This is a genomic window from Nonomuraea sp. NPDC047529, from assembly GCF_040642995.1.
Taxonomy (GTDB): Bacteria; Actinomycetota; Actinomycetes; order Streptosporangiales; family Streptosporangiaceae; genus Nonomuraea.
In genome coordinates, this window is sequence record NZ_JBEYTJ010000007.1 from 119,789 (window position 1) to 139,542 (window position 19,754).

At 72.1% G+C, this 19,754-nt stretch carries 15 protein-coding genes; 8 read left to right on the forward strand and 7 right to left on the reverse strand.

Going from position 1 to position 19,754, the window contains the following annotated elements; genetic code table 11:
* Positions 1-32 precede the first annotated feature (32 nt).
* Entirely contained in the window at positions 33-758 is a 726-nt protein-coding gene (locus ABZ815_RS13740) for a DUF981 domain-containing protein (protein WP_357697460.1), read from the forward strand.
* A gap of 4 nt (positions 759-762) precedes the next feature.
* Here the strand turns inward: ABZ815_RS13740 and ABZ815_RS13745 are convergent, their stop codons facing one another.
* A complete protein-coding gene (locus ABZ815_RS13745) occupies positions 763-2,538 on the reverse strand; it encodes a sigma factor-like helix-turn-helix DNA-binding protein (RefSeq protein WP_357697462.1) in 1,776 nt (591 codons plus the stop codon).
* 263 nt (positions 2,539-2,801) lie between these two features.
* On the opposite strand from ABZ815_RS13745, the gene ABZ815_RS13750 reads away from it, so the two are divergent.
* From ABZ815_RS13750 to ABZ815_RS13775, 6 genes are read left to right on the forward strand one after another with little or no spacing between them, the layout of a single operon-like run.
* Entirely contained in the window at positions 2,802-3,854 is a 1,053-nt protein-coding gene (locus ABZ815_RS13750; RefSeq protein WP_357697464.1) for an ABC transporter ATP-binding protein, read from the forward strand.
* Positions 3,847-4,524, forward strand: coding sequence for an ABC transporter permease subunit (locus tag ABZ815_RS13755; RefSeq protein ID WP_357697466.1), 678 nt, complete (start codon positions 3,847-3,849; stop codon positions 4,522-4,524). Before ABZ815_RS13750 ends, ABZ815_RS13755 begins: the two co-directional genes overlap by 8 nt.
* On the forward strand, positions 4,521-5,213 hold the full coding sequence (locus ABZ815_RS13760; RefSeq protein ID WP_357697468.1) for an ABC transporter permease subunit: 693 nt from the start codon (positions 4,521-4,523) through the stop codon (positions 5,211-5,213). The genes ABZ815_RS13755 and ABZ815_RS13760 overlap by 4 nt, the downstream gene beginning before the upstream one ends.
* A 39-nt stretch (positions 5,214-5,252) precedes the next feature.
* Positions 5,253-6,179 carry an ABC transporter substrate-binding protein gene (locus tag ABZ815_RS13765; protein WP_357697470.1) on the forward strand — a complete coding sequence of 309 codons (927 nt, stop codon included), beginning with the start codon at positions 5,253-5,255 and terminating at the stop codon, positions 6,177-6,179.
* 37 nt (positions 6,180-6,216) lie between these two features.
* Positions 6,217-6,696: a flavin reductase family protein gene (locus ABZ815_RS13770; RefSeq protein WP_357697471.1), complete on the forward strand. Its 480-nt coding sequence runs from the start codon at positions 6,217-6,219 to the stop codon at positions 6,694-6,696.
* A gap of 3 nt (positions 6,697-6,699) precedes the next feature.
* Complete coding sequence (locus tag ABZ815_RS13775; RefSeq protein ID WP_357697472.1) at positions 6,700-7,287, forward strand: NAD(P)H-dependent oxidoreductase; 588 nt, start codon at positions 6,700-6,702, stop codon at positions 7,285-7,287.
* Here the strand turns inward: ABZ815_RS13775 and ABZ815_RS13780 are convergent.
* From ABZ815_RS13780 to ABZ815_RS13805, 6 genes are all read right to left on the reverse strand, one after another.
* Positions 7,235-7,981, reverse strand: coding sequence for a hypothetical protein (locus ABZ815_RS13780; RefSeq protein ID WP_357697474.1), 747 nt, complete (start codon positions 7,979-7,981; stop codon positions 7,235-7,237). The two genes, ABZ815_RS13775 and ABZ815_RS13780, sit on opposite strands and share 53 nt — an antisense overlap.
* 65 nt (positions 7,982-8,046) lie before the next feature.
* Positions 8,047-9,744 carry a signal peptide peptidase SppA gene (sppA, locus tag ABZ815_RS13785; protein ID WP_357697476.1) on the reverse strand — a complete coding sequence of 566 codons (1,698 nt, stop codon included), beginning with the start codon at positions 9,742-9,744 and terminating at the stop codon, positions 8,047-8,049.
* A gap of 101 nt (positions 9,745-9,845) precedes the next feature.
* Positions 9,846-11,225 (reverse strand): S8 family serine peptidase, encoded by a 1,380-nt coding sequence (locus tag ABZ815_RS13790; RefSeq protein WP_357697478.1) that lies wholly within the window; start codon positions 11,223-11,225, stop codon positions 9,846-9,848.
* A gap of 166 nt (positions 11,226-11,391) precedes the next feature.
* On the reverse strand, positions 11,392-13,266 hold the full coding sequence (locus ABZ815_RS13795) for a S8 family serine peptidase (RefSeq protein WP_357697480.1): 1,875 nt from the start codon (positions 13,264-13,266) through the stop codon (positions 11,392-11,394).
* Positions 13,267-13,363: 97 nt separating this feature from the next.
* A complete protein-coding gene (gene glgB / locus ABZ815_RS13800) occupies positions 13,364-15,532 on the reverse strand; it encodes a 1,4-alpha-glucan branching protein GlgB (protein WP_357697482.1) in 2,169 nt (722 codons plus the stop codon).
* 170 nt (positions 15,533-15,702) lie between these two features.
* Positions 15,703-18,822, reverse strand: coding sequence for a BTAD domain-containing putative transcriptional regulator (locus tag ABZ815_RS13805; RefSeq protein ID WP_357697484.1), 3,120 nt, complete (start codon positions 18,820-18,822; stop codon positions 15,703-15,705).
* A 74-nt stretch (positions 18,823-18,896) separates the two neighbouring features.
* Between ABZ815_RS13805 and ABZ815_RS13810 the strand changes: the two genes are divergently transcribed.
* A complete protein-coding gene (locus ABZ815_RS13810; protein ID WP_357697486.1) occupies positions 18,897-19,751 on the forward strand; it encodes an NAD(P)-binding domain-containing protein in 855 nt (284 codons plus the stop codon).
* Positions 19,752-19,754: the final 3 nt, after the last annotated feature.

Sequence of the window (19,754 nt, forward strand, 5' to 3'; positions counted from 1 at the left end):
AGCAATTGGACGCTTTGGGTAATCGCGTCTGTATGAGTGGATTCTGGGGAGTCCTGGCGCAGCCGGAGCTGAAGATCGACTGGACCAGGATGCCCACGTACAACACGATCATGGCGGTCGCGGCCGGCGTCGGGTTGCTGCTCGTGGTCTCCTTCGGCCGCCGGCTGCTCAGAGGCGACCCGCTGGAGCACGTGGAGGGCTGGGCGCTGGCGTTCGGCGCGATGGGGGCCGTCCTGACGGTGACCGGGCTGCACATGACGCTCACCTGGCCGCTGGCCGGGCAGGGCTTCCCGTTCGACAACATCATCTTCGGGGAGCCCTCGCTGGCGTTCGGCGTGCTGCTGCTGGCCGCCGCGATCTACCTGTGGAAACGCTGGGCGCTGGTCGCCGTGGCGCCCGACCGGCGCAAACTCGTGGCGCGTACGGCCGGGCCGATCTCGCTGTTCGTCTTCGCCATGGGGCTGGCCTGCTTCGGGATCGCCGCGGCGGGGTGGACGTACATGTTGTTCGCCGCGCCGCCGCAGGAGCCGATCTCGGGGGCCTTCGCCGGCATGCCGCTGCTGGAGGCAACCTTCATCTCCGGCCTGTACGTGCTGGTCGGTGTGGGGGCGGTGCTGTTCCCGTTCGCGCTGCGGGCCAGGGGGGGCCCGGTCACGACCGTGACCGGGGTGTGCTGGGGGATCGCCGGGGTGGCGTTCCTCCTGTTCGGCGCGCTGAACTACTTCACGCACATCGGGCTGATCGTCAACACCATGTAGGCGTTCACGGGCCCAGGAACATCGGCACGGAGAAGAACACGATCATCGCGATCGCCACGCAGATCAGGAACCCGATCAACTCCCAGGCCCAGTCGTAGTGCCGTTCCCTGCGCCGCTTGAGCGCCTTCTTCCTGGCCGCGGCCTTCTTCTTGCCCGCCGGCTGCTTGCGGGCGCCGGGCTTGGCGCCGCCTCTCCCCGGTGAGCGGGCCGGTCCGGCGCCGGGCTTGCGGCGGGACGGGCCCTGGAGGTCGCGGATCGGATCGGGGTGGAGTTCGCGGTCGGCTGCGAGCTCGCGGGCGAGCTCGAAGGCGAAGTCCGCGGCCCGGCTCCGCTCGCCGGGCGCCGCGCCGGGCCGGTTGAGGTCGGACAGGCCGGAGCCGGACAGGGGGGATTCGGGCAGGTCGGAGCCGGACAGGTCGGAGCCGGACAGGGCCGGGTCGGAGAAGGCCGAGGTGGCGGGGGCCGGGTCGGAGGCGGCCGGGCCGGACGGGGGCTCGGGCGCGGGCATGCGGTAGACCGGCTCGGCGGTGGCCCTGGACCTCGGGGTGAACAGCGGCGCGGCCTCCTTGACCGGCTGCTCCGCCGCGAGGGGCCGCTGCGGCGCGGGCCGTTGCGGGACGGGACGTTGTGCGGTGGGGCTTTGTGCGGCGGGACGCTGCGGGGCGTGGGGCGGGTCCGTGCGCGGCGGCACGTCCCTGATGGCGGGCATCTCCAACGTCACCGGCTCGTCGTCCAGCACGTCCGCGGGCACGGGCGTGCCCAGGAAGAAGGGCCGCTCCCCAGGCGGCGGAACGACGGCCTCGGGCGCGGCGTCCGCCACGGGAGGTGCGGTGAAGTCGCCCGTACTGAAGGGCTGGACCGAGGGGCGGTCCGACTCCGGCAGGGCCTGCGACGGTTGCGGGTGTCTGGTGAGGAACGGCCGCACGGCCGCCGCCCGCGCGGCCGGGTCCCGCAGCGGCCCCATCGAGTCCAGCGCGCCCAGCGGGTCGCGCAACTTGGGCATCGGCGCGGTCGTCGCCTCGTGCACGGACGGCCGCTCGCCGGAGGGCGGCGTGAGCAGGTCCGCCGGGAAGATCCCGGTGCTGGTCGCCGGGTCGGCCTCGGCGAGCGGCAGCGGCCACTGCGGCGGCGCGGGCCAGAGCGGCTTGACGAACAGCGGCCCCGGCTCGGCGGGAACCGACCCGGCGAAGTGCACGCGCAGGATCGCGGGCGGCTCCGGCCAGGGCAGACGCCCGAGGACGTCCCGCAGCGGCGCGACCGCGAGCGCGCCGTACACATCGGACAGCGGCTTCGGCACCCGCCCTTCGGCCAGCGCGGCCAGGGCCATGCCCAGGACCTGGCGGAAGCGGTGGCTCGCCCCGACGACCAGCTCCTCGGCGGTGTCGGGAGCGACGTCGAGCACCCAGGCCAGCTCGGCCCTGCTCAGCTCGCACACCGCGCACAGCACGAGCACCTCGCGCTGCTGCGGGCGAAGCTCGCGCAGCACGCGCTCGACCAGCGCAGAGGCCGGGTCGACGAGCGGGTCCACGACGGGAGGGGTGTAGACGACGTCCCGCCGGTGGATCTGGCGGCGGGCGTAGGCGTACAGGGCGGCGCGGGGCGGGACGGCGTCGGGGACGCCGGCGAGCACTCCGCCGAGCACGGACGCCAGGACGTCGGACGCGGTGCCCGGATCGCCGAGCTGGTCGGCGCAGTACGCGAACAGCCCGGCGGCATGGCGGTCGTAGAGCTCTGCGATCAGTTCTGCGCGGGGGCGCTGACCGGTGAGCGGCTGGGGCACGGGGCCGATCCTCTTGCTAAATGTGCGGACGCTGAGGTGAGGGGTACGCGTCTGGAGATTGTGGAGGTAATCATGCCAACTCACCCAGGTCCGGCGCACCACTTGATCGGAAATTTCGGTAAATCTCCCTGGTCAGTGAAACGCTTAAGCCGTCCCCCGTGGGGACACGGGGGTCCGGGCCGCCGTAGTCTTGTGGGCCACCGAGATCATGCGGCGGTCGTGGCAGGGGGGCCGCGGCCCTGCCATCGAGCGAGAGGTCACGCGTGATCACATTCGACGCTGTCACCAAACGCTATCCAGACGGCACCACCGCCGTGGACGCACTCAGCCTTGAGGCGCCCACCGGCGAGATCACCGTGCTGGTGGGCCCCTCGGGCTGCGGGAAGACGACGTCCCTCCGGATGATCAATCGCATGATCGACGCCTCCGAAGGACAGATCCTCCTCGACGGGGTGCCCGTGAGCGGCATCGACCCGCCCACGCTGCGCCGCGGCATCGGGTACGTCATCCAGCAGGCGGGTCTCTTCCCGCACCGGAAGATCGTCGACAACATCGCGACGGTCCCGTACCTGCTGGGCTGGGACAGGAAGAAGGCCCGCGCGCGGGCCATGGAACTGCTCGAACGCGTCGGGCTCGACGCGGCGTTCGCCGACCGCTACCCGTTCCAGCTCTCCGGCGGGCAGCAGCAGCGCGTGGGCGTGGCCAGGGCGCTGGCCGCCGACCCGCCGGTGCTGCTCATGGACGAGCCGTTCAGCGCGGTCGACCCGATCGTCCGCACCAGCCTCCAGGACGAGCTGATCAGGCTCCAGGCGGAGCTGAACAAGACCATCGTGTTCGTCACCCACGACATCGACGAGGCGATCAAGCTCGGCGACCGCGTGGCCGTGCTGCGCGTGGGCGGACGGCTGGCCCAGCTCGCCGACCCCAAGACGCTGCTGTCGGAGCCGGCCGACGACTTCGTCCGCGAGTTCCTGGGCCACGACCGGGGCATCAGGCGGCTGCAGTTCATCTCCACGAAGGGGCTGAGGCTGCGTACCGACCTGACCGTGCGCGAGCGGGCGGCCAGCGACGAGCCGTGGCTGCTGGTCGTGAGCGACGACGACCGGCCCGTGGGCTGGTTCGCCGGTTCGCGGCCCGAGGAGCTGGAGCCGTACGGGACGTTCGTGCTCGGCCGCGACTCGATGCGGTCGGCGCTGGACGCGGCGCTGCTGTCGCCCTCCGGCTGCTCGGTCGCCGTGGACGAGGACGGCAGGGTCGTCGGCGTGGCCACCAGGGAGGCCCTGGACGAGGCGCTGGCGGAGGCCGCCGATGCGTGAAGGTCCGCCCAGCATCTGGGAGTGGATCGCGCGCAACTGGGACACCGGCCGCGCCGACAGCATCAGGAACCTGCTGACCGACCACCTGACCATGTCCCTGGTGCCGATCCTGGCCGCGCTGGTGCTCGCGTTGCCGCTCGGCCTGGCCTGCGTGCGCTGGCGCTGGCTCTACCAGCCCACCTCGGGCCTGATGAACGTCGTCTACGCGCTGCCGTCGCTGCCGGTGTTCATGCTGCTGATCTCGGTGACCGGGCTGTCCCAGACCACCGTGATCATCCCGCTGACCTTCTACGGCATGGCCGTGCTCATCCCCGCCGTGGTCGACGGGCTGAACTCGGTGCCCGACCACGTCCGACAGTCGGCCGTCGCCATGGGGTTCACGCCCATGCGCCGCCTGCTCCAGGTCGAGCTGCCCATCGCCACGCCGGTGGTGCTGGCCGGGCTGCGCGTGGTCGCGGTCTCCAGCATCAGCCTGGTCAGCGTGGGCGCGCTGATCGGCCAGGGCGGGCTCGGCGGGCTGTTCACCCGGGCCTACCAGAACCCGTTCATGCCGCCGGTGATCACCGGCATCGTGCTGATCGTCGCGCTGGCGCTGGTCGCCGACGGCCTGCTGGTCCTGGCCCAGCGACTGCTCACCCCCTGGGTACGCGCGCGGAAGGGGACGTCGTGAGCTGGTTGGGCTCGTTCTTCGGCTGGCTGGCCGACTTCTTCGGCACCGGGGCGAATTGGACCGGCCCCGACGGCATCCCGGCGCGGCTGCTGGAGCACCTGGAGTTCTCGGTCCTGGCGCTGGCGCTGGCGATGCTGATCGCGGTGCCGCTGGGCCTGGCCATCGGGCACACCGGCCGGGGCGAGGTCGTGGTCGTCATCTCGGCGAACCTGGCCAGGGCGCTGCCCACGCTCGGCCTGCTGGTGCTGTTCGTGCTGCTGCTGGGCACGTCCTCGATCTGGCCGGTGATCATCCCGTTGGTGCTGCTGTCGGTGCCGCCGATCCTGGTCAACACCTACGAGGGCATCAAGGGCGTCGATCCGGAGCTGCGCGACGCGGCGTACGGGATGGGGCTGCGCGGCGGGCAGGTGCTCGGCCGGGTGCTGGTCCCGGTGGCGCTGCCGCTGATCCTGCTCGGGCTCAGGCTGTCGGCGATCCAGGTGGTCTCCACCACGACGGTCGCCGCGTACACGGGGCTCGGCGGGCTCGGCCGATTCGTGATCGACGGATTCGCGACGAAGGATTACGCGAGCGTCGTGGGGGGTTCAGTACTGATTGTGCTGTTCGCGCTTGTCGTGCAGATCGTGTTCGCCCTCATCCAGAGGGTGACCGTTTCGCCGGGGGTGAGCCAGAGACTGAAGGTTCGATAGTCTCCGGTATTACCTGCCGCTTTAGAAGGGAAATTCGAGATGAGACGCATGATCGGCACCGCGGCGGTGCTCGTGTCGGCGACGCTGGCGCTGGCCGCCTGCGGTGGCGGTGGCGGCGGTGGGGGCAACCCGCTCGACACCACGAGCGCGGCGCCCAGCGGGTCGGCCGCGGCGGCCGGGGGCAAGGCCGTCATCGGCTCCTTCGACTTCGACGAGAGCGTGCTGCTCGCGTCGATCTACGCCCAGGCGCTTGAGGCCAAGGGCGTGCAGGTTGAGGAGAAGCCGCGCATCGGCAGCCGCGAGGCGGTCTACGACCAGGTCAAGAACGGCGGCCTGACCATCGTTCCTGAGTACAACGGCAACCTGCTGGCCTTCATCGACCTGAAGAACACCGCCTCGACGACCGACGAGGTCAACGCGGCGCTGAAGGAGAAGCTCCCGTCCGAGCTCGAAGTGCTCGACTCCTCCCCGGCCGAGGACAAGGACAGCCTCTCGGTCACCAAGGAGACCCAGACCAAGCAGTCGCTGAACAGCATGGAGGACCTGGCCAAGGTCTCCAAGAACATGGTGGTCGGCGGCCCGCCGGAGTTCAAGAAGCGGTGGGAGGCGCGCTTCAAGGAGGTCTACGGGATCGAGTTCAAGCAGTGGGAGCCCAAGGGCCCGGCCACGGCCGACGCCCTGAAGGACGGCTCGATCCAGGTCGGCAACGTGTTCACCACGGACCCCAAGATGCTGGCCAACAACCTGGTGCCGCTCCAGGACACCAAGAACATCTTCCCCGCCCAGAACGTCACGCCCCTGCTGTTCAAGGCCGGTGCGAACGACACGATCCGCACCACGCTCAACGGCGTCTCGGCCAAGCTGAGCACGCAGTCCCTGCTCGACATGATGCAGAAGATCTCCGTCAACAAGGACGAGCCCGCCACGGTGGCCAAGGAATGGCTGACCTCCAACGGCCTCGCCTGACGCCCGCGGCGGGGGCCTCCGGGGGGAGGTCCCCGCTGTGAGCGAGTTCACGGAGGCGATGGCGCAACTGGCCGCGGGCGTCGCGGTGATCACCGTCCAGGACGGGCGGGACGACCTGGGCGTGACCGTCTCGACGCTGATGTCCGTCTCGGCCGAGCCGCCGCTCGTGCTGGTCAGCCTGGCCTCGCGCGGCTATCTCTGCGAGGTGCTGCTCCGGCAGGACCGGTGGGCTGCCTCGCTGCTGTCCTCCGGCCAGGCCGCCGTCGCCAGCCGCTTCGCCACCGCCGGACGTCCCAGCGCCCGCCTCCTCGTGGCGGGCACCCCCCACCACCGGGGGACGCACACCGAGGCGCTGGTGGTCGAGGGCGGTGTGGCGGCCCTGGAGGCCGAGACGACCCAGGTCGTCCCGGCCGGCGACCACACGCTCTTCGTCGCCCAGGTGCTCGCCGTCCCCTATGTCACCCCCGGGCTTCAGCCACTGGTACGGCTGCGCGCCCGCTACCGGCCGATGGGATGATGCATGCGCAGTTTCCTCTTCCTCCTGGGCAGCAGCCGCCGTGACGGCAACACCGAGACCCTGGCCAGGCACGCCGCGGCCACTCTCGCGCCGGACGTCCGGCAACGCTGGCTGCGCCTGGACGACCACCCGCTCCCGCCCTTCCAGGACATCCGCCACACCGGCGACGGCGTCTACCCCGTCCCCGAGGGCGCGGAGAAGCTGCTCGCCGAGGCCACGCTCGACGCCACCGACCTGGTGATCGTCTCCCCGCTCTACTGGTACAGCGTCTCCGCCACCACCAAGCTCTACCTGGACTACTGGTCGGCCTGGATGCGCGTCCCCGGGTACGACTTCAAGGCGCGCATGGCGGGCAAGACCGTCTGGGCGGTCACCACGATCAGCGAGGAGGACGAGTCCGTGGCCGATCCGCTGGTCGGCACGCTGCGCCTGTCGGCGGAGTACTTCGGGTCGTGGGGCGGCGCGCTCGTGGGCTACGCCAACCGCCCCGGCGACATCCTGCGCGACACCGGCGCCCTGGAGCGGGCCGCGGCCTTCTTCAGCCCCGGCGCTCGAAATGCGGATACAGGTTCGTCTTCCTACCGGCCTTGACCAGCGTCTCGACGACCCGGCCCGTGAGGTCGACGACGCCCACGCCGTCCTTGACCGGGGCGAGCAGGTGCCGCTCGTCGTACCAGCCGAGCGTCGGGCCCCACACCGGGCTGAAGGCCAGCTTGATCTGGGTGACGGCCTTGCCGGTACGGGTGTCCCAGACGCAGGCGGCCTTCTCCAGCGAGGTGCAGGCGGTGACGAAGCGACGGCCCGACGGGCTGAACGCGCCGAGCCCGGAGGCGGCCGGGCGTCCCCGCACGTGCCAGGTCCGGGTGACGGCGCCGGTGAGGTCGTAGCGGCGGACCGCGGAGGAGCCGTTCTTGCCCCAGCGCACGACCACGCCCTTGCCGTCGTGCGTCCACTGGAAGCCGCCCACGGTGATGAGCGCCTTCTCGATCCGGACGAACCGGGCCTCCAGCGAGGGCACGTCGACCAGCACGATGCCCGCCGAACGCGGCTCGCCGCCCGGCTCGAACACGTTGAGCAGCAGGCGGCGGCCGTCCGGCGACCAGGTGGGCCAGAGCGTTTGCAGGTACTGGCCCTCCCGCTCGGGGTCCTCCGGCACGGGCAGCTCGACCTCGCTCTCCTTGCCCGACCGGCGGTCCAGGAAGGTCACCTTCGGCGCGCCACTCGCACCGTCTGCCTGCTTCACCTGCCAGCGCTCGTCCGGGGAGACGCTGACCGCGCCGTCCACCCGGGTCCAGGCGCGCTTGGCCGGGTTCCCCGATCCCCGTGGATCAGGGGGGATACAAGATCAAATTATCTGATGATGTACCAACCGGGCAAAGAGAGCGGGCCGGTGGCGGGCAGGCCCAGTTCGGCCGACAGGCGGGCCAGCGGGCCCCAGGCGTCCAGGCGCATCCTGGCCAGGGCGGCGGACTTGTCCTCGCTGGACTCCGGGCCCCGCAGGCGCTCCAGCGGGTTGAGCCTGGGATAGGTGCGCACGGGGGCGTCGTCGGCCAGCCCGGCGCGTTCGCGGGCCAGGCCGAGGGCGTGCTCAAGGCCGCCCAGCTCGTCCACCAGGCCGTTGGCGTGGGCGTCCGCGCCGGTCCAGACGCGGCCTCTGGCCAGCTCGTGGGCGCGTTCGCGGGTGAGGCCGCGGCTCTGGGCGACCTTGCCCACGAAGTCGTCGTAGATGCGGTCGAGCCAGGCGTTCACCCGGTCCCACTGCTCGGGGGAGAAGCCGCGGGCGGTGGAGAACATGCCGGCGTTCACCCCGTCAGCGACCAGTTCAGTATTTATCCCGATTTTTTGGAGCAAGTCAGCCATGACGGGCTTGCCGCCATAAACGCCGATCGAGCCGGTCAGGGTGCCGGGCTGGGCCACGATCACGTCGGCGCCCATGGACACGAAGTAGCCGCCCGACGCCGCCAGGTCGCCCATGGAGACGATCACCGGCTTCACCCGGCGGGTCAGCGTCACCTCGCGCCACACCGTGTCGGAGGCCACGTACGAGCCGCCGGGGCTGTCCACGCGGAAGACCACGGCCTTGACGTGCTCGTCCCGGCGGGCCGCGCGCAGCGCCGCGCTGATCGTGTCGGAGCCCATCGCGCCGCCCCCGCCGAGCGGGCTGCGTCCGCTGCGGCCGCTCCTGATCTGGCCGTGGCCGTGCACGAGCGCGATGCTGTCGGCCATGGGATGCGGCAGCTTCCGCACCGCCGCGCTCCTGGCGTACCGGGAGACGAACAGCAGGTGCGCCTCGCCGCCCGCGGCCTGCCTGACCTCGTCGTACACCTCGTCGCGGTAGGCGAGGGCGTCCACCAGACCGGTCTCCTGCGCCTCGGACGCGGTGAAGGGGCCGCGGTCGATCAGCTCGCGCACCTTGCCGGGGTCGAGCCTGCGGCCCTCGGCGATGCCGCGGACGAGCTGCTCGGCGACCGACTCCACGATGCGGGTCATCGACTCGCGGTGGGGCTCGGTCATGTGCTCCTGGGTGAAGGTGTTGACCGCGGTCTTGTACTCGTGCCGCTGCCCCGCCTCGACCTCCACGCCCAGCTTGGTCAGCGCGCCCTTGAGGAAGCGCTGCTCCATCGCCACGCCCGTGAGCCCGACGTCGCCGCTGGGCTGGAGGTAGACCCGCTCGAACGCGGTGGCCAGGTAGTAGGGGACCGTGCCCCCGCTGAACTCCCCGAACGTCTCGGCGTAGGCCACGGTCAGCTTGCCGGAGGCGCGGAAGCGGGTGACGGCCTCGCGCAGCTCCTGCACCATGGCCAGGCCCAGGGGGTTGCCGCCGAGCTTGACCACCAGCGCCTTGACCCTGGAGTCCCGGCCGGCCCGCCGGAGCCCGGACAGCACGTCCGACAGGCGGGTCCTGCGCATGGACAACACCGCGGCGACCGGGTCGGCCGGCGGTCCCTCCGTGAGGCCCTCGGTGAGATCGAGCTCCAGGACCAGCGGGCCGGTGCGCCGCTGGCGAAGCTTGTAGACGGTTTCGAAGATCGCCCTGCCTGCGTCCATATAGCCACCCTAAGCGACACATTTCGGGTGGGGCGTGGAAGAGGGTGGTTTGCAAGGCTTCGTCGTGGAAGGGCCGGATCGGGCGTCCGGCCCTTCCGGTCTCAGGCCCTGGGCGCGCCCTGGGCCGTGGCCGCGAACACGTCGATGCGTGCCGTGCGCACCTGGGCGCCTCCCGAGGCGTAGCCGATGCTCCGGCCGGTGGACTGCAACCGCTGGAGGAGCTGCGCCACCGTGAGGTTCGGGTACGCCTGCCGCATCAGCGCGAACGCCCCCGTCACGTGCGGCGTGGACATCGACGTGCCGCTCTTGTCGGCGTAGGTGTCGTCCGGGACCGCGGACCTGATGCCCACGCCCGGCGCGAACAGGTCGAGCAGCGTGCCCCGGTTGGAGAAGCCGGCCACCGCGTCCCGGTCGTCGGTGGCGCCCACCGCGATCGCGGAGGAGATGCAGGCGGGCGCCGAGACGCCGTCGGGGAAGCCGTTGTTGCCGGCCGCGACCACGGGCGCGACCCCGAGGGAGATCAGCGCGTCGAAGTCCGGCTTGAGCCCTGCCGCGTTCGGGTCGGAGTCGCAGCTCGCCCGGTAGGGCCCGCCGCCGCCCAGGCTCAGGTTCGCCGCGGCGACGTGCTGGGCCGTGGCCACCCGCGCAACGTACTCCAGCGCCAGCTTCTGGTCGGAGGTGTAACTGAGGAAGCAGGGCGCCTGGGAGCCGATGACCGCGCACGTCATCGCGCTGTCGATGCGGCTGAACACCTGGATCGGCAGGATGCCCGCGCCGGGCGCGACGCCGTCGGAGGGGGCGCCGGTCGTCATCCGGCCGGCGGCGATGCCCGCGACGTGGGAGCCGTGCGAGCAGGCGTTGACGCCGTCCACGACGCACTGGGCGGTCTCGGCGTCGGCGGCGCCCGGGCCGGTCTGGCTCGGCTGGTTGTTCGGGCAGAGCGAGACCGATCCGTCGCTCGCGTCGGAGGAGGAGAAGCACGCCTCGTCCACGATCCGGCCGGCGAAGAACGGGTGGTCGCGGTCGATGCCCGTGTCGAGGATGGCGACCGTCGTGCCCCGGCCCGTCCAGCCGGCCGCGTTGGCCCGGTCGGAGCCGATGAGCCGGGTGCTCGTGTCCAGGACGGCCGGCCGCAGCTCGTCCTTGTAGACCGCCTGGACGCGCTCGTCGTTGCTGAGCTGGGCCAGGGTCTTCCCGTCCAGCTCGGCGACGAAGAAGTGGGGGGACTGGGCCGCCTCCAGGACCCGGCTGCCCTCGGAGGCCTGTTCGAGGTCCTTGGCCACGGCCTGCACGTTCTGACCCGGCTTGAGCTGGATGATCGAGCGCACCTTGCTCTTGGCCTGGACCTCCGCGACCAGCGCGGGGCTGATGACCGGGTCGCCGGTGTCGTGCGCGTCGGCGTGCACGGGTGGCGCCGTACAGAGCACGGCGGATGTCGCGGCCAGCGCGGCGGCGCAGGCCGACAGGGACCGTAGCCTCACTTATTCCTCCGAGGATCGTCCGATGTGAGGTGTCCATCCCCGGGTGTGACAAGTGCGATGTGCGTGACCTATGTGAAAGCAGGGAAAGCTGAGTGCCTTTTTGCCTTGCGGCGGGAAAGCGCGAGGGCCGGTCGGAGGTGACCGGTCCTCGCCCTGGTGAAGCCGCTCAGAGGGATCTGAGCACGTTCTTCGTCGCCTTCTTCAGCGCCGCCTTGGACGCCGAGCCGCTCAGCCGCACCTTCTCCGCGGCGGTCAGCACGGTGGTGCCGTTCGTGCCGTGCGCCCAGTTCAGCCAGGCCGTCAGCAGCGCGCCGTCCAGCTTGTCCCTGGTCGTCTTCGTGCCCTTCAGCACCCGGTACGCCTTGCCCAGCGACGACGCCTTGGTCAGCTCCGGGAACACCTTGCTGGCCTTGCCGATCAGCTTCAGGTAGCAGTTGAGCGTGTTGTCGGGGATCGTCCCGCTGCTGCGGTGGATCTCCACGGCCCACTTCCCGGCCGTCATCCGGGCGCCGGCCGTGCCGCGCGTGCAGACGGCGGCGGCCGAGGGGGCGGGCGTCGGCGTGACGGTCACCGTGACCGTGACCGTGGGCAGCGGGACCGGCGTGGCCGAGGACGTCGGGACCGGCGCGGGGTCCCGCTCGTCCGTGGGGTCGGGCTGGGGCGTGGGGCCGCTGCCGTCCGTCGGGTCGGGGTCGGGGCCGGCCGTCGGCGCCTGGCTGATCGGCGGCTGGGTGGCGGTGCCGGCCAGGGCGGCGCCCACGTCCAGGCGGGGGGTGGTGACCTGCGCGCCGTTGGCCTCGTACTGGTAGGGCCGGCCCGTGGTCTTCAGCGTGTTGATCAGGTCGGCGATGGGCGTCTGCGGCGAGGCCGCCTTCATCAGCGCCAGCGCGCCGGCCACGTGCGGCGTCGCCATCGAGGTGCCGCTGTGCACGGCCATCTGGTTGTCCGGCACCGAGGACTGGATGTCCACGCCCGGGGCGAAGAAGTCGACCAGCGAGCCCCGGTTGGAGAAGTCGGCGATGGCGTCGGCGCCGTCGTTCGCGCCGACCGCGACCGCCGAGGAGACGCAGGCGGGGTAGGAGGCGCCCTCGAAGAACTCGTTCCCGGCGGCGACCACGGTCGCGATGCCCTTGGCCAGCAGGGCGTCGATCTTCGGCTTGAAGACCGCGCCCTCCTCGGTGGCGTCGCAGTCGGTCTCCGAAAGCGCGCCGCCCAGGCTCAGGTTCACCGCCGCGATGGGCTGGGTCAGCGTGGTCACGTAGTCCATGGCCAGCCGCAGCGACGACTCGAAGGCCAGCAGGCACGACGACTCGCCCATGCAGGTGTCCTCGTCGTTGACCCGGCTGAACACCTGCACCGCGATGATCCCGGCGCCCGGGGCCACGCCGCCGCTGCCCGCCGCGATGCCGGCGACGTGCGTGCCGTGCTCGCACAGGTTCACGCCGCCGGACAGGCACCTGGCGGTGGTGGCGTCGGCCGCGCCCTCGCCGGTCTGCTGGGGCTGCCCGTTGGGGCACAGCGACTCCACGCCGCTCTCCACCGCCGAGAAGCACGCCTCACCGGCGAGCCGGCCCGCGAAGTACGGGTGGTCGCGGTCGATCCCGGTGTCCAGGATGACGACGTTCTGGCCCGCGCCGGTGAAGTTCTTCTCGTGGGCCTTGTCCGCGCCGATCTGGGTGATGTTGGAGCCCACCTCGGCCGGCGCGTACGTCCGGTCGCGGTGGATGGAGGTCACGCGCGGGTCCTCGGCCAGCCTGGCCAGCTCCTCGGCGGTGCCCTCCACCACCATGAACGGCTGGCTCTGCGGCTGCAGCAGCACGTCGACGCTCTGGGCCGCCGCCGCGCCGGCCACCGGCTCGTGCTGCGCCGCGTCGGTCAGTTCCACGATGGCGCGGGTGGTGTCGCCGTCGAGCGCGAGGCCCTCCTCCAGCTTGCTCTGGGAGGGCGTGGGCGTCGGCGTCGGGTCGTCGGCGAACGCCGGGACCGAGGCTGATAACAGGGCCAGCACGATCGAGCTCACGATCAGGGGGCGAAATCGCACGCGTCCTCCGAAGGGGATGATCTCGGAGTTTAGGGCGATTTATCCCGCTAGCACAGGGTCCAGCCCTGTTTCTCACCGAACTTTCAGCGCACGCACCTCAAATGTTCAGCGGATCGGCCGGCGCCTCCTTGGTCAGCCACACCGCGCCCATCGGCGGCACCCGCAACGTCGTGGAGAACGGCAGCCCGTGCCACGCCTCGGCCTCGGCCTCAACCCCTCCCATGTTGCCCACGCCGCTGCCCCAGTAGTCGTAGGCGTCGGTGTTGACGACCTCCGCCCAGTGGCCGCCGTACGGGAGGCCGAGCCGGTAGCTCTCGTGCGGCCCGCCGCTGAAGTTGACCACGCAGGCCGCCGCCGACCCGTCGGCCGCGTACCGGACGAACGAGAACGTGTTCCCGGACGCGTCGTCGGCGTCGATCCAGCGGAACCCCTCCGGCCTGCCGTCCAGCTCCCACAGCGCAGGGGTCTCCTTGTAGAGCCTGTTGAGGTCGCGGACGAGCCGCTGGACGCCCTTGTGCCCGTCGAACTCCAGCACCCACCAGTCGAGCCCGCGTTCCTCCGACCACTCCGAGCCCTGGCCGAACTCGCCGCCCATGAACAGCAGCTGCTTGCCCGGATGCGCCCACATGAACGCCAGCAACGCCCTGAGCTGGGCGAAGCGCTGCCATTCGTCCCCCGGCATCTTGCCCAGCAGCGAGCCCTTGCCGTGCACGACTTCGTCGTGCGACAGCGGCAGCACGTAGTTCTCGGAATAGGCGTAGATGAGGGAGAACGTCATCTGGTGGTGGTGGTACTGGCGGAAGATCGGCTCGCGGCGCAGGTATTCGAGCGTGTCGTGCATCCAGCCCATGTTCCACTTGAACCCGAAGCCGAGCCCGCCCAGGTGCACCGGCCGCGAGACGCCGGGCCAGGCCGTCGACTCCTCGGCGACGGTCGAGATGCCCGGAGCCTCCCGGTAGCAGACCGAGTTCATCTCCTTGAGGAACTCGACCGCGTCCAGGTTCTCCCGGCCGCCGTAGACGTTGGGGGTCCACTCGCCCTCGCGGCGCGAGTAGTCGAGGTAGAGCATCGAGGCGACCGCGTCCACGCGCAGGCCGTCCACGTGGAACTCCTTCAGCCAGTAGAGCGCGTTCGCGACCAGGAAGTTCTTGACCTCCCTGCGGCCGAAGTCGAAGACGTAGGTGCCCCAGTCGGGGTGCTCGCCCCTGGCCGGGTCGGCGTGCTCGTACAGCGGGGTGCCGTCGAAGCGGGCCAGGGCCCACTCGTCCATGGGGAAGTGGGCCGGCACCCAGTCCAGCAGCACGCCGATGCCGCGCTGGTGCATGCGGTCCACGAAGTGCCGGAACTCGTCAGGGGTGCCGAACCTGGCCGTCGGCGCGTAGTAGGACGTCACCTGGTAACCCCACGAGCCGCCGAACGGGTGCTCGGCGACCGGCAGCAGCTCCACGTGCGTGAACCCCATGTCGGCCACGTACTCGGAGAGCTGGTCGGCCAGCTCCAGGTACGACAGCCCCGGCCGCCACGACCCGAGGTGCACCTCGTAGACGCTCATCGGCCCGAGCTGCGCCGGCCGGTCGTGCCGCTCGGCCATCCAGTCGTCGTCCGCCCAGGTGTAGGAGGACTGGTCGATCACGGAGGCGGTCATCGGGGGCACCTCGGTCCGCCGGGCCATGGGGTCGGCCTTGTCGCGCCAGAGGCCGTCGGCGCCGAGGATCTGGAACTTGTACCGCTCACCGGCGTCCAGGCCGGGGACGAACAGCTCCCACACGCCCGACCGGCCGAGCGAGCGCATCGGGTAGGCGGTGCCGTCCCAATGGTTGAAGTCGCCGACGACCCTGATGCCGCGCGCGTTCGGGGCCCAGACGGCGAACGCGGTGCCGGGCACGTCCTGGTGCTCCATCACGCGGGCGCCCAGGACCTCCCACAGCCGCTCGTGCCGCCCCTCGCCGATGAGGTGCAGGTCCACCTCGCCCAGCGTGGGCCAATGCCGGTACGGGTCCCTGACCTCGTACGGCTCCCCGCCGGCGTACCGGACGCGCAGCTTGTAGTCGGGCACCTTGTCCAGCCCGCCGACCGTGGTCTCGAACACGCCGTGGGCCTGGTGTCTCATGTCGTGGGCCGTGCCGTCGTCGAGCACCACCTGCACCCGCTCGGCCAGCGGGCGCAGCGCGCGGAACACCACGCCGCCCGAGACGGGATGCGCTCCGAGCACGGAGTGCGGATCGTGGTGTGCCCCGCCAGCCAGGCGGTCGAGCTCTGTCCTCATGGGCATGCTCCCAACCCTGCCTTATGATGACCGTCCATCTCAGGCACTGCCCGCTTTCACGGTGACAATCACCGAATGTGCAAAATCCCGGGATGATCGCAGAAGTAGGCGGGATCGTCATGGATGATCCTTGGCCGTGTCGTGGCTGGACACGCCCTGAAGAGCGCGGGTCACCCCCCTGCGGCGTCCTGGAGAAGATTGTCCACCGTCATGCCGGCCCCTTCGGCGAGGCCGGTCGCCAGCGCCGCCGCTCCCAGGCTCGCGGTCACGAGCGCCGTGATCCGGTCCACGTCGCCCCGCTCGCCCGCCGGAAGCGGCGCGCCGACGGACGCCCTGAGCGCGGCGGCCTTGCCCAGCAGCCGGGCCGCGTCCTCGTGCCGCCCGCCGAGCGCCCGCGCCCCAGCCAGGCCCTCCAGTCCGAGGGCGGTCGCGCGCGGGTCGCCGATCTTGCGCGCGGCGGCCAGCCCGCGAAGCTGGAACTCCAGCGCGCCCGCCGCGTCGCCGCGCTGCTCGGCCACGAACCCCAGCTCCGCCAGGATCAGCGCCGCGCCCGGCTCGCCGGAGACGTCCAGCACCCAGTCCAGCCAGGTTGTCAGCAGCCGTTCGGCCTCGTCGAGGCGTCCCTGCCGGCGGGCGCCGAGCGCCAGCCCGATCTCGGCGAACTCCTCGGCCGGACGGTTCGACTGCGACACCGCCAGCCGCCTGGCCCGCTCGTGGTAGTCCTCGGCCGCCGCGTGGTCGCCGCGCAACATGGCGATCCGGCCCAGACGGGACAGCGCGTCGGAGACCGAGCTCCACAGGCCCAGCTCCTCGGCCATGCGCAGGCCCTCCGCGCGCAGCCCGGCGGCGCGGTCGTAGTCGCCGATGATCTCGGCGTGGCCGCCCAGGCACTCCGCCGCCCGCAGCTCGCCCCAGCGGTCACCGGCCCGCCTGAACAGCGCGAGGCCGCGCTCGCCGGCGTGCCGCATGCCCTCCAGGTCGCCGCGCATCCCCGCCCACCTGGCGCTGACGGTCAGGGCGGCGGCCATGCCCCACTCGTCGTCCAGCTCGCCGAACTCCGACAACGCCGTCTCGACCATTCCTGCGCTGACGGAGAGGTCGTCGTACCCGAACAGGGCGAACCCGACGAACCACCGCGCCCTGGCCCGCTCCTGGGCGTCCTCGATCGCCGGGAACAGCTCCGCCACGTCCGGGCCCGGCGGCTGTCCCACCAGAAGGCGCATGCCCGCCAGCCACGCCCTGGCTCGCGGGGCGCCCGGATCGTCGTCCGCCTCATCGTCCGGCGGGATCGCGAGCGCCGCCTCCAGTGCCCGCTTGCCCTCGCCCAGCCGGCCGCTCAGCACCCAGTACCAGGCCAGGGCGTTCACCAGCCGCAGCGCCTCGGCCGCCGCGCCGAGCCGCACCGCCGTCTCCAGCGCCGCGCGCAGGTTGCCGCTCTCCGCGTCGAGCCGGGCGAGCGCCCGCCGCTGCCCGTGCCCCCGCAGGTACGGCTCCGCGCGCTCGGCCAGGCCCGTGTAGTGGCGCACGTGCCGGAGCCGGACCTCCGCCGGCTCGCCCGCCGCGTCCAGCCGCTCCACGCAGTACGCCGCCACCGACTCCAGCAGCCGGAACCGGGGCTCCCCGTCACCCCACGCCCGCACCACCAGCGACCGGTCCACCAGCCTGGCCACCGCGTCCAGGACGTCGACCCCCGGCTCGGCGCAGACCTCCTCGGCCGCCTCCAGCGTGCACCCGTCGGCGTGCACGGCCAGCCGCCGCAGCACGACGCGCTCGTCCTCGCCCAGCAGCTCCCAGCTCCAGTCGATCATCGCGCGCAGGGTCTGCTGCCGCGCGGGCGCGCCGCGCCGGCCGGAGGCGAGGAGCCTGAACCGGTCGTCCAGCCGTTCGGCGAGCTGGCGCGGGGTGAGCGTGCGCATCCGGGTCGCGGCCAGCTCCAGGGCCAGCGGGATGCCGTCCAGCCGGGCGCAGATCTCGGCGACGTCGGCGTCCGGCTCGATGCCCGCGCGGGCGGCGAACAGCTCCGCCGCCGCCTCCCGTCCCAATGGCGGGACGCTCCACAGGGCCTCGCCCTCGATGCGCAGCGACTCCTGGCTGGTGGCCAGGATCCGCAGGCCGGGGGCGGCCCGCAGCAGCCGTCCGGCCAGCGCGGCGACCTGCTCGACGACGTGCTCGCAGTTGTCCAGGACGAGCAGCGTCTCCATGCCCTCCAGGACGCCGGCCAGCCGGGCGGTCAGGTCCTCGGCGGCGCCGGCCACGTCGTCCCGCAGGCCGAGCACCCCCGCGACCGCCTCGGCCACCTCGACCGCCGGCGCCCCGGCGCGCAGCCCGGCCAGCTCCACCAGCCACACGCCGCCGCCGAAGCCCGCCGGGCCGGGGGAGTCCGCCGCGGCGAGCGCGAGGCGGGTCTTGCCGACCCCGCCGGGGCCCGTGAGCGTGACCAGCCGGTTGCCCCGCAGCAGGGCGCGCACCTCGGCCACCGCCTCCTCCCGCCCCACGAGGCCGGTGAGCGGCGCGGGCAGGTTCGTCCGCCGCCGTCCAGGCCCGTCGAGCGCCGGGTCCTGCTCAAGGATCGCCTGGTGCAGCGCCACCAGCTCGGGACCGGGATCGAGCCCCAGCTCGTCGGCCAGCCGCGTCCGCAGGTCGGCGTAGCCGGCCAGCGCCTCGCTCTGCCGCCCCGCCCGGTACAGGGCCCGTACGTGCGCGGCCCGCAGCCGCTCGCGGAGCGGGTGCTCGGTCACCAGGTCGGTCAGCTCGGCCGCCAGCAGCGCGTGCTCGCCCAGCCCGAGCCGCGCCTCGGCCAGCTCCTCCACGGCCACCAGCCGCTGCTCGTCGAGCCTGGCCACGGCCGTCCTGGCGAACTCCTCGTCGGCGAACTCCGCGAACGCGGCCCCCCGCCACAGGTCGAGGGCCTGCCGCAGCAGCCCGGCGCGGGTCCGGGGGTCGGCGCTGCGTTGCGCCTGCCCGACGAGGGCCGCGAACCGCCCGGCGTCCACGGCCTCGGGCTCCACCCGCAGCAGGTAACCCGGCGCCCGGTAGGCCACCAGCTCCCGGTCGCCCAGCGCCCGGCGGAGCTGGGACACCTTCACCCGGAGCGCGGCCAGGGCGTTCGCCGGCGGCCTGCCGCCCCACAGGTCCTCGATCAGCCGGTCGGCGGAGACCGGCCGTCCGGCGTGGATCAGCAGGTCGGCCAGCAGCGCTCGGACCTTGACCTCCAGCACCTGGACCGGCTCGCCCCCGGGCCCCCACACGGCGAGCGCCCCCAGCACCCCGAACCGCACTCCGCCCCCCATAAGCAACTCCGAATCAGACCATAACCCCCCGCAGGCAGGGTGAACGCATCAGTCAAACACTAAGGAATCACGAAATGTCACAAGAAATTTCGGTCATTGGGCTCGGCCTCATGGGCGCGGCGCTCGCCGGAAGCCTCCTGGACGCCGGGCACCGCGTCACCGTGTGGAACCGTTCGGCGGACAAGGCCGACCCCCTGGTCGCCAGGGGCGCCACCCGCGCCGCGACGGTGGCGGAGGCGGTCGCGGCGAGTCCGCTGGTGATCGTCTGCGTGCTCGACTACCCGGCCGTGTACGAGCTGCTGGCCGACGCCCCGCTGGAGGGCCGCGTGGTGGCGAACCTGACCACCGGCCGGCCCGTCGAGGCCCGCCAGGCGGCCGAATGGGTGGCCGCGCGCGGCGGCGAGTACGTGGACGGCGGCATCATGGCCGTGCCCCAGATGATCGGCCGGCCCGGCGCGCTCGTGCTCTACAGTGGTTCGCAGGCGGCGTACGACCGCTACGAGGAGGCGTTCCGCGCCATGGCCGAGCCCCGCTACGTGGGCACGGACCCCGGCATGGCCCCGCTCCTCGACCTGGCCATGCTGACCGGCATGTACGGCCAGATCGCCGGCGCCCTGGAGGCGATGGCGCTCGTCGACGCCGCCGGTTATCCGTTGACCGACTTCACCAGCACCCTCCTGGTCCCGTGGCTCAACGCGATGGCCTCCCTCCAGCCGGAGTGGGCCAGGTCCGTCGAGTCCCGCGACTACACGACCCTGATGTCGAACCTGGAGATCAACAGGTCCGGAATGGAGAACCTGGTGCGCGCCTTCAGGGAACAGCAGGTCAAGCCCGACCTCCTGCTGCCGATGAAGACCATCATCGACCAGCGGGTCGCCCGCGGACACGGCGCCGAAGGACTGCCCGGCCTGGTCGAAGAGCTGCGCTGAGCC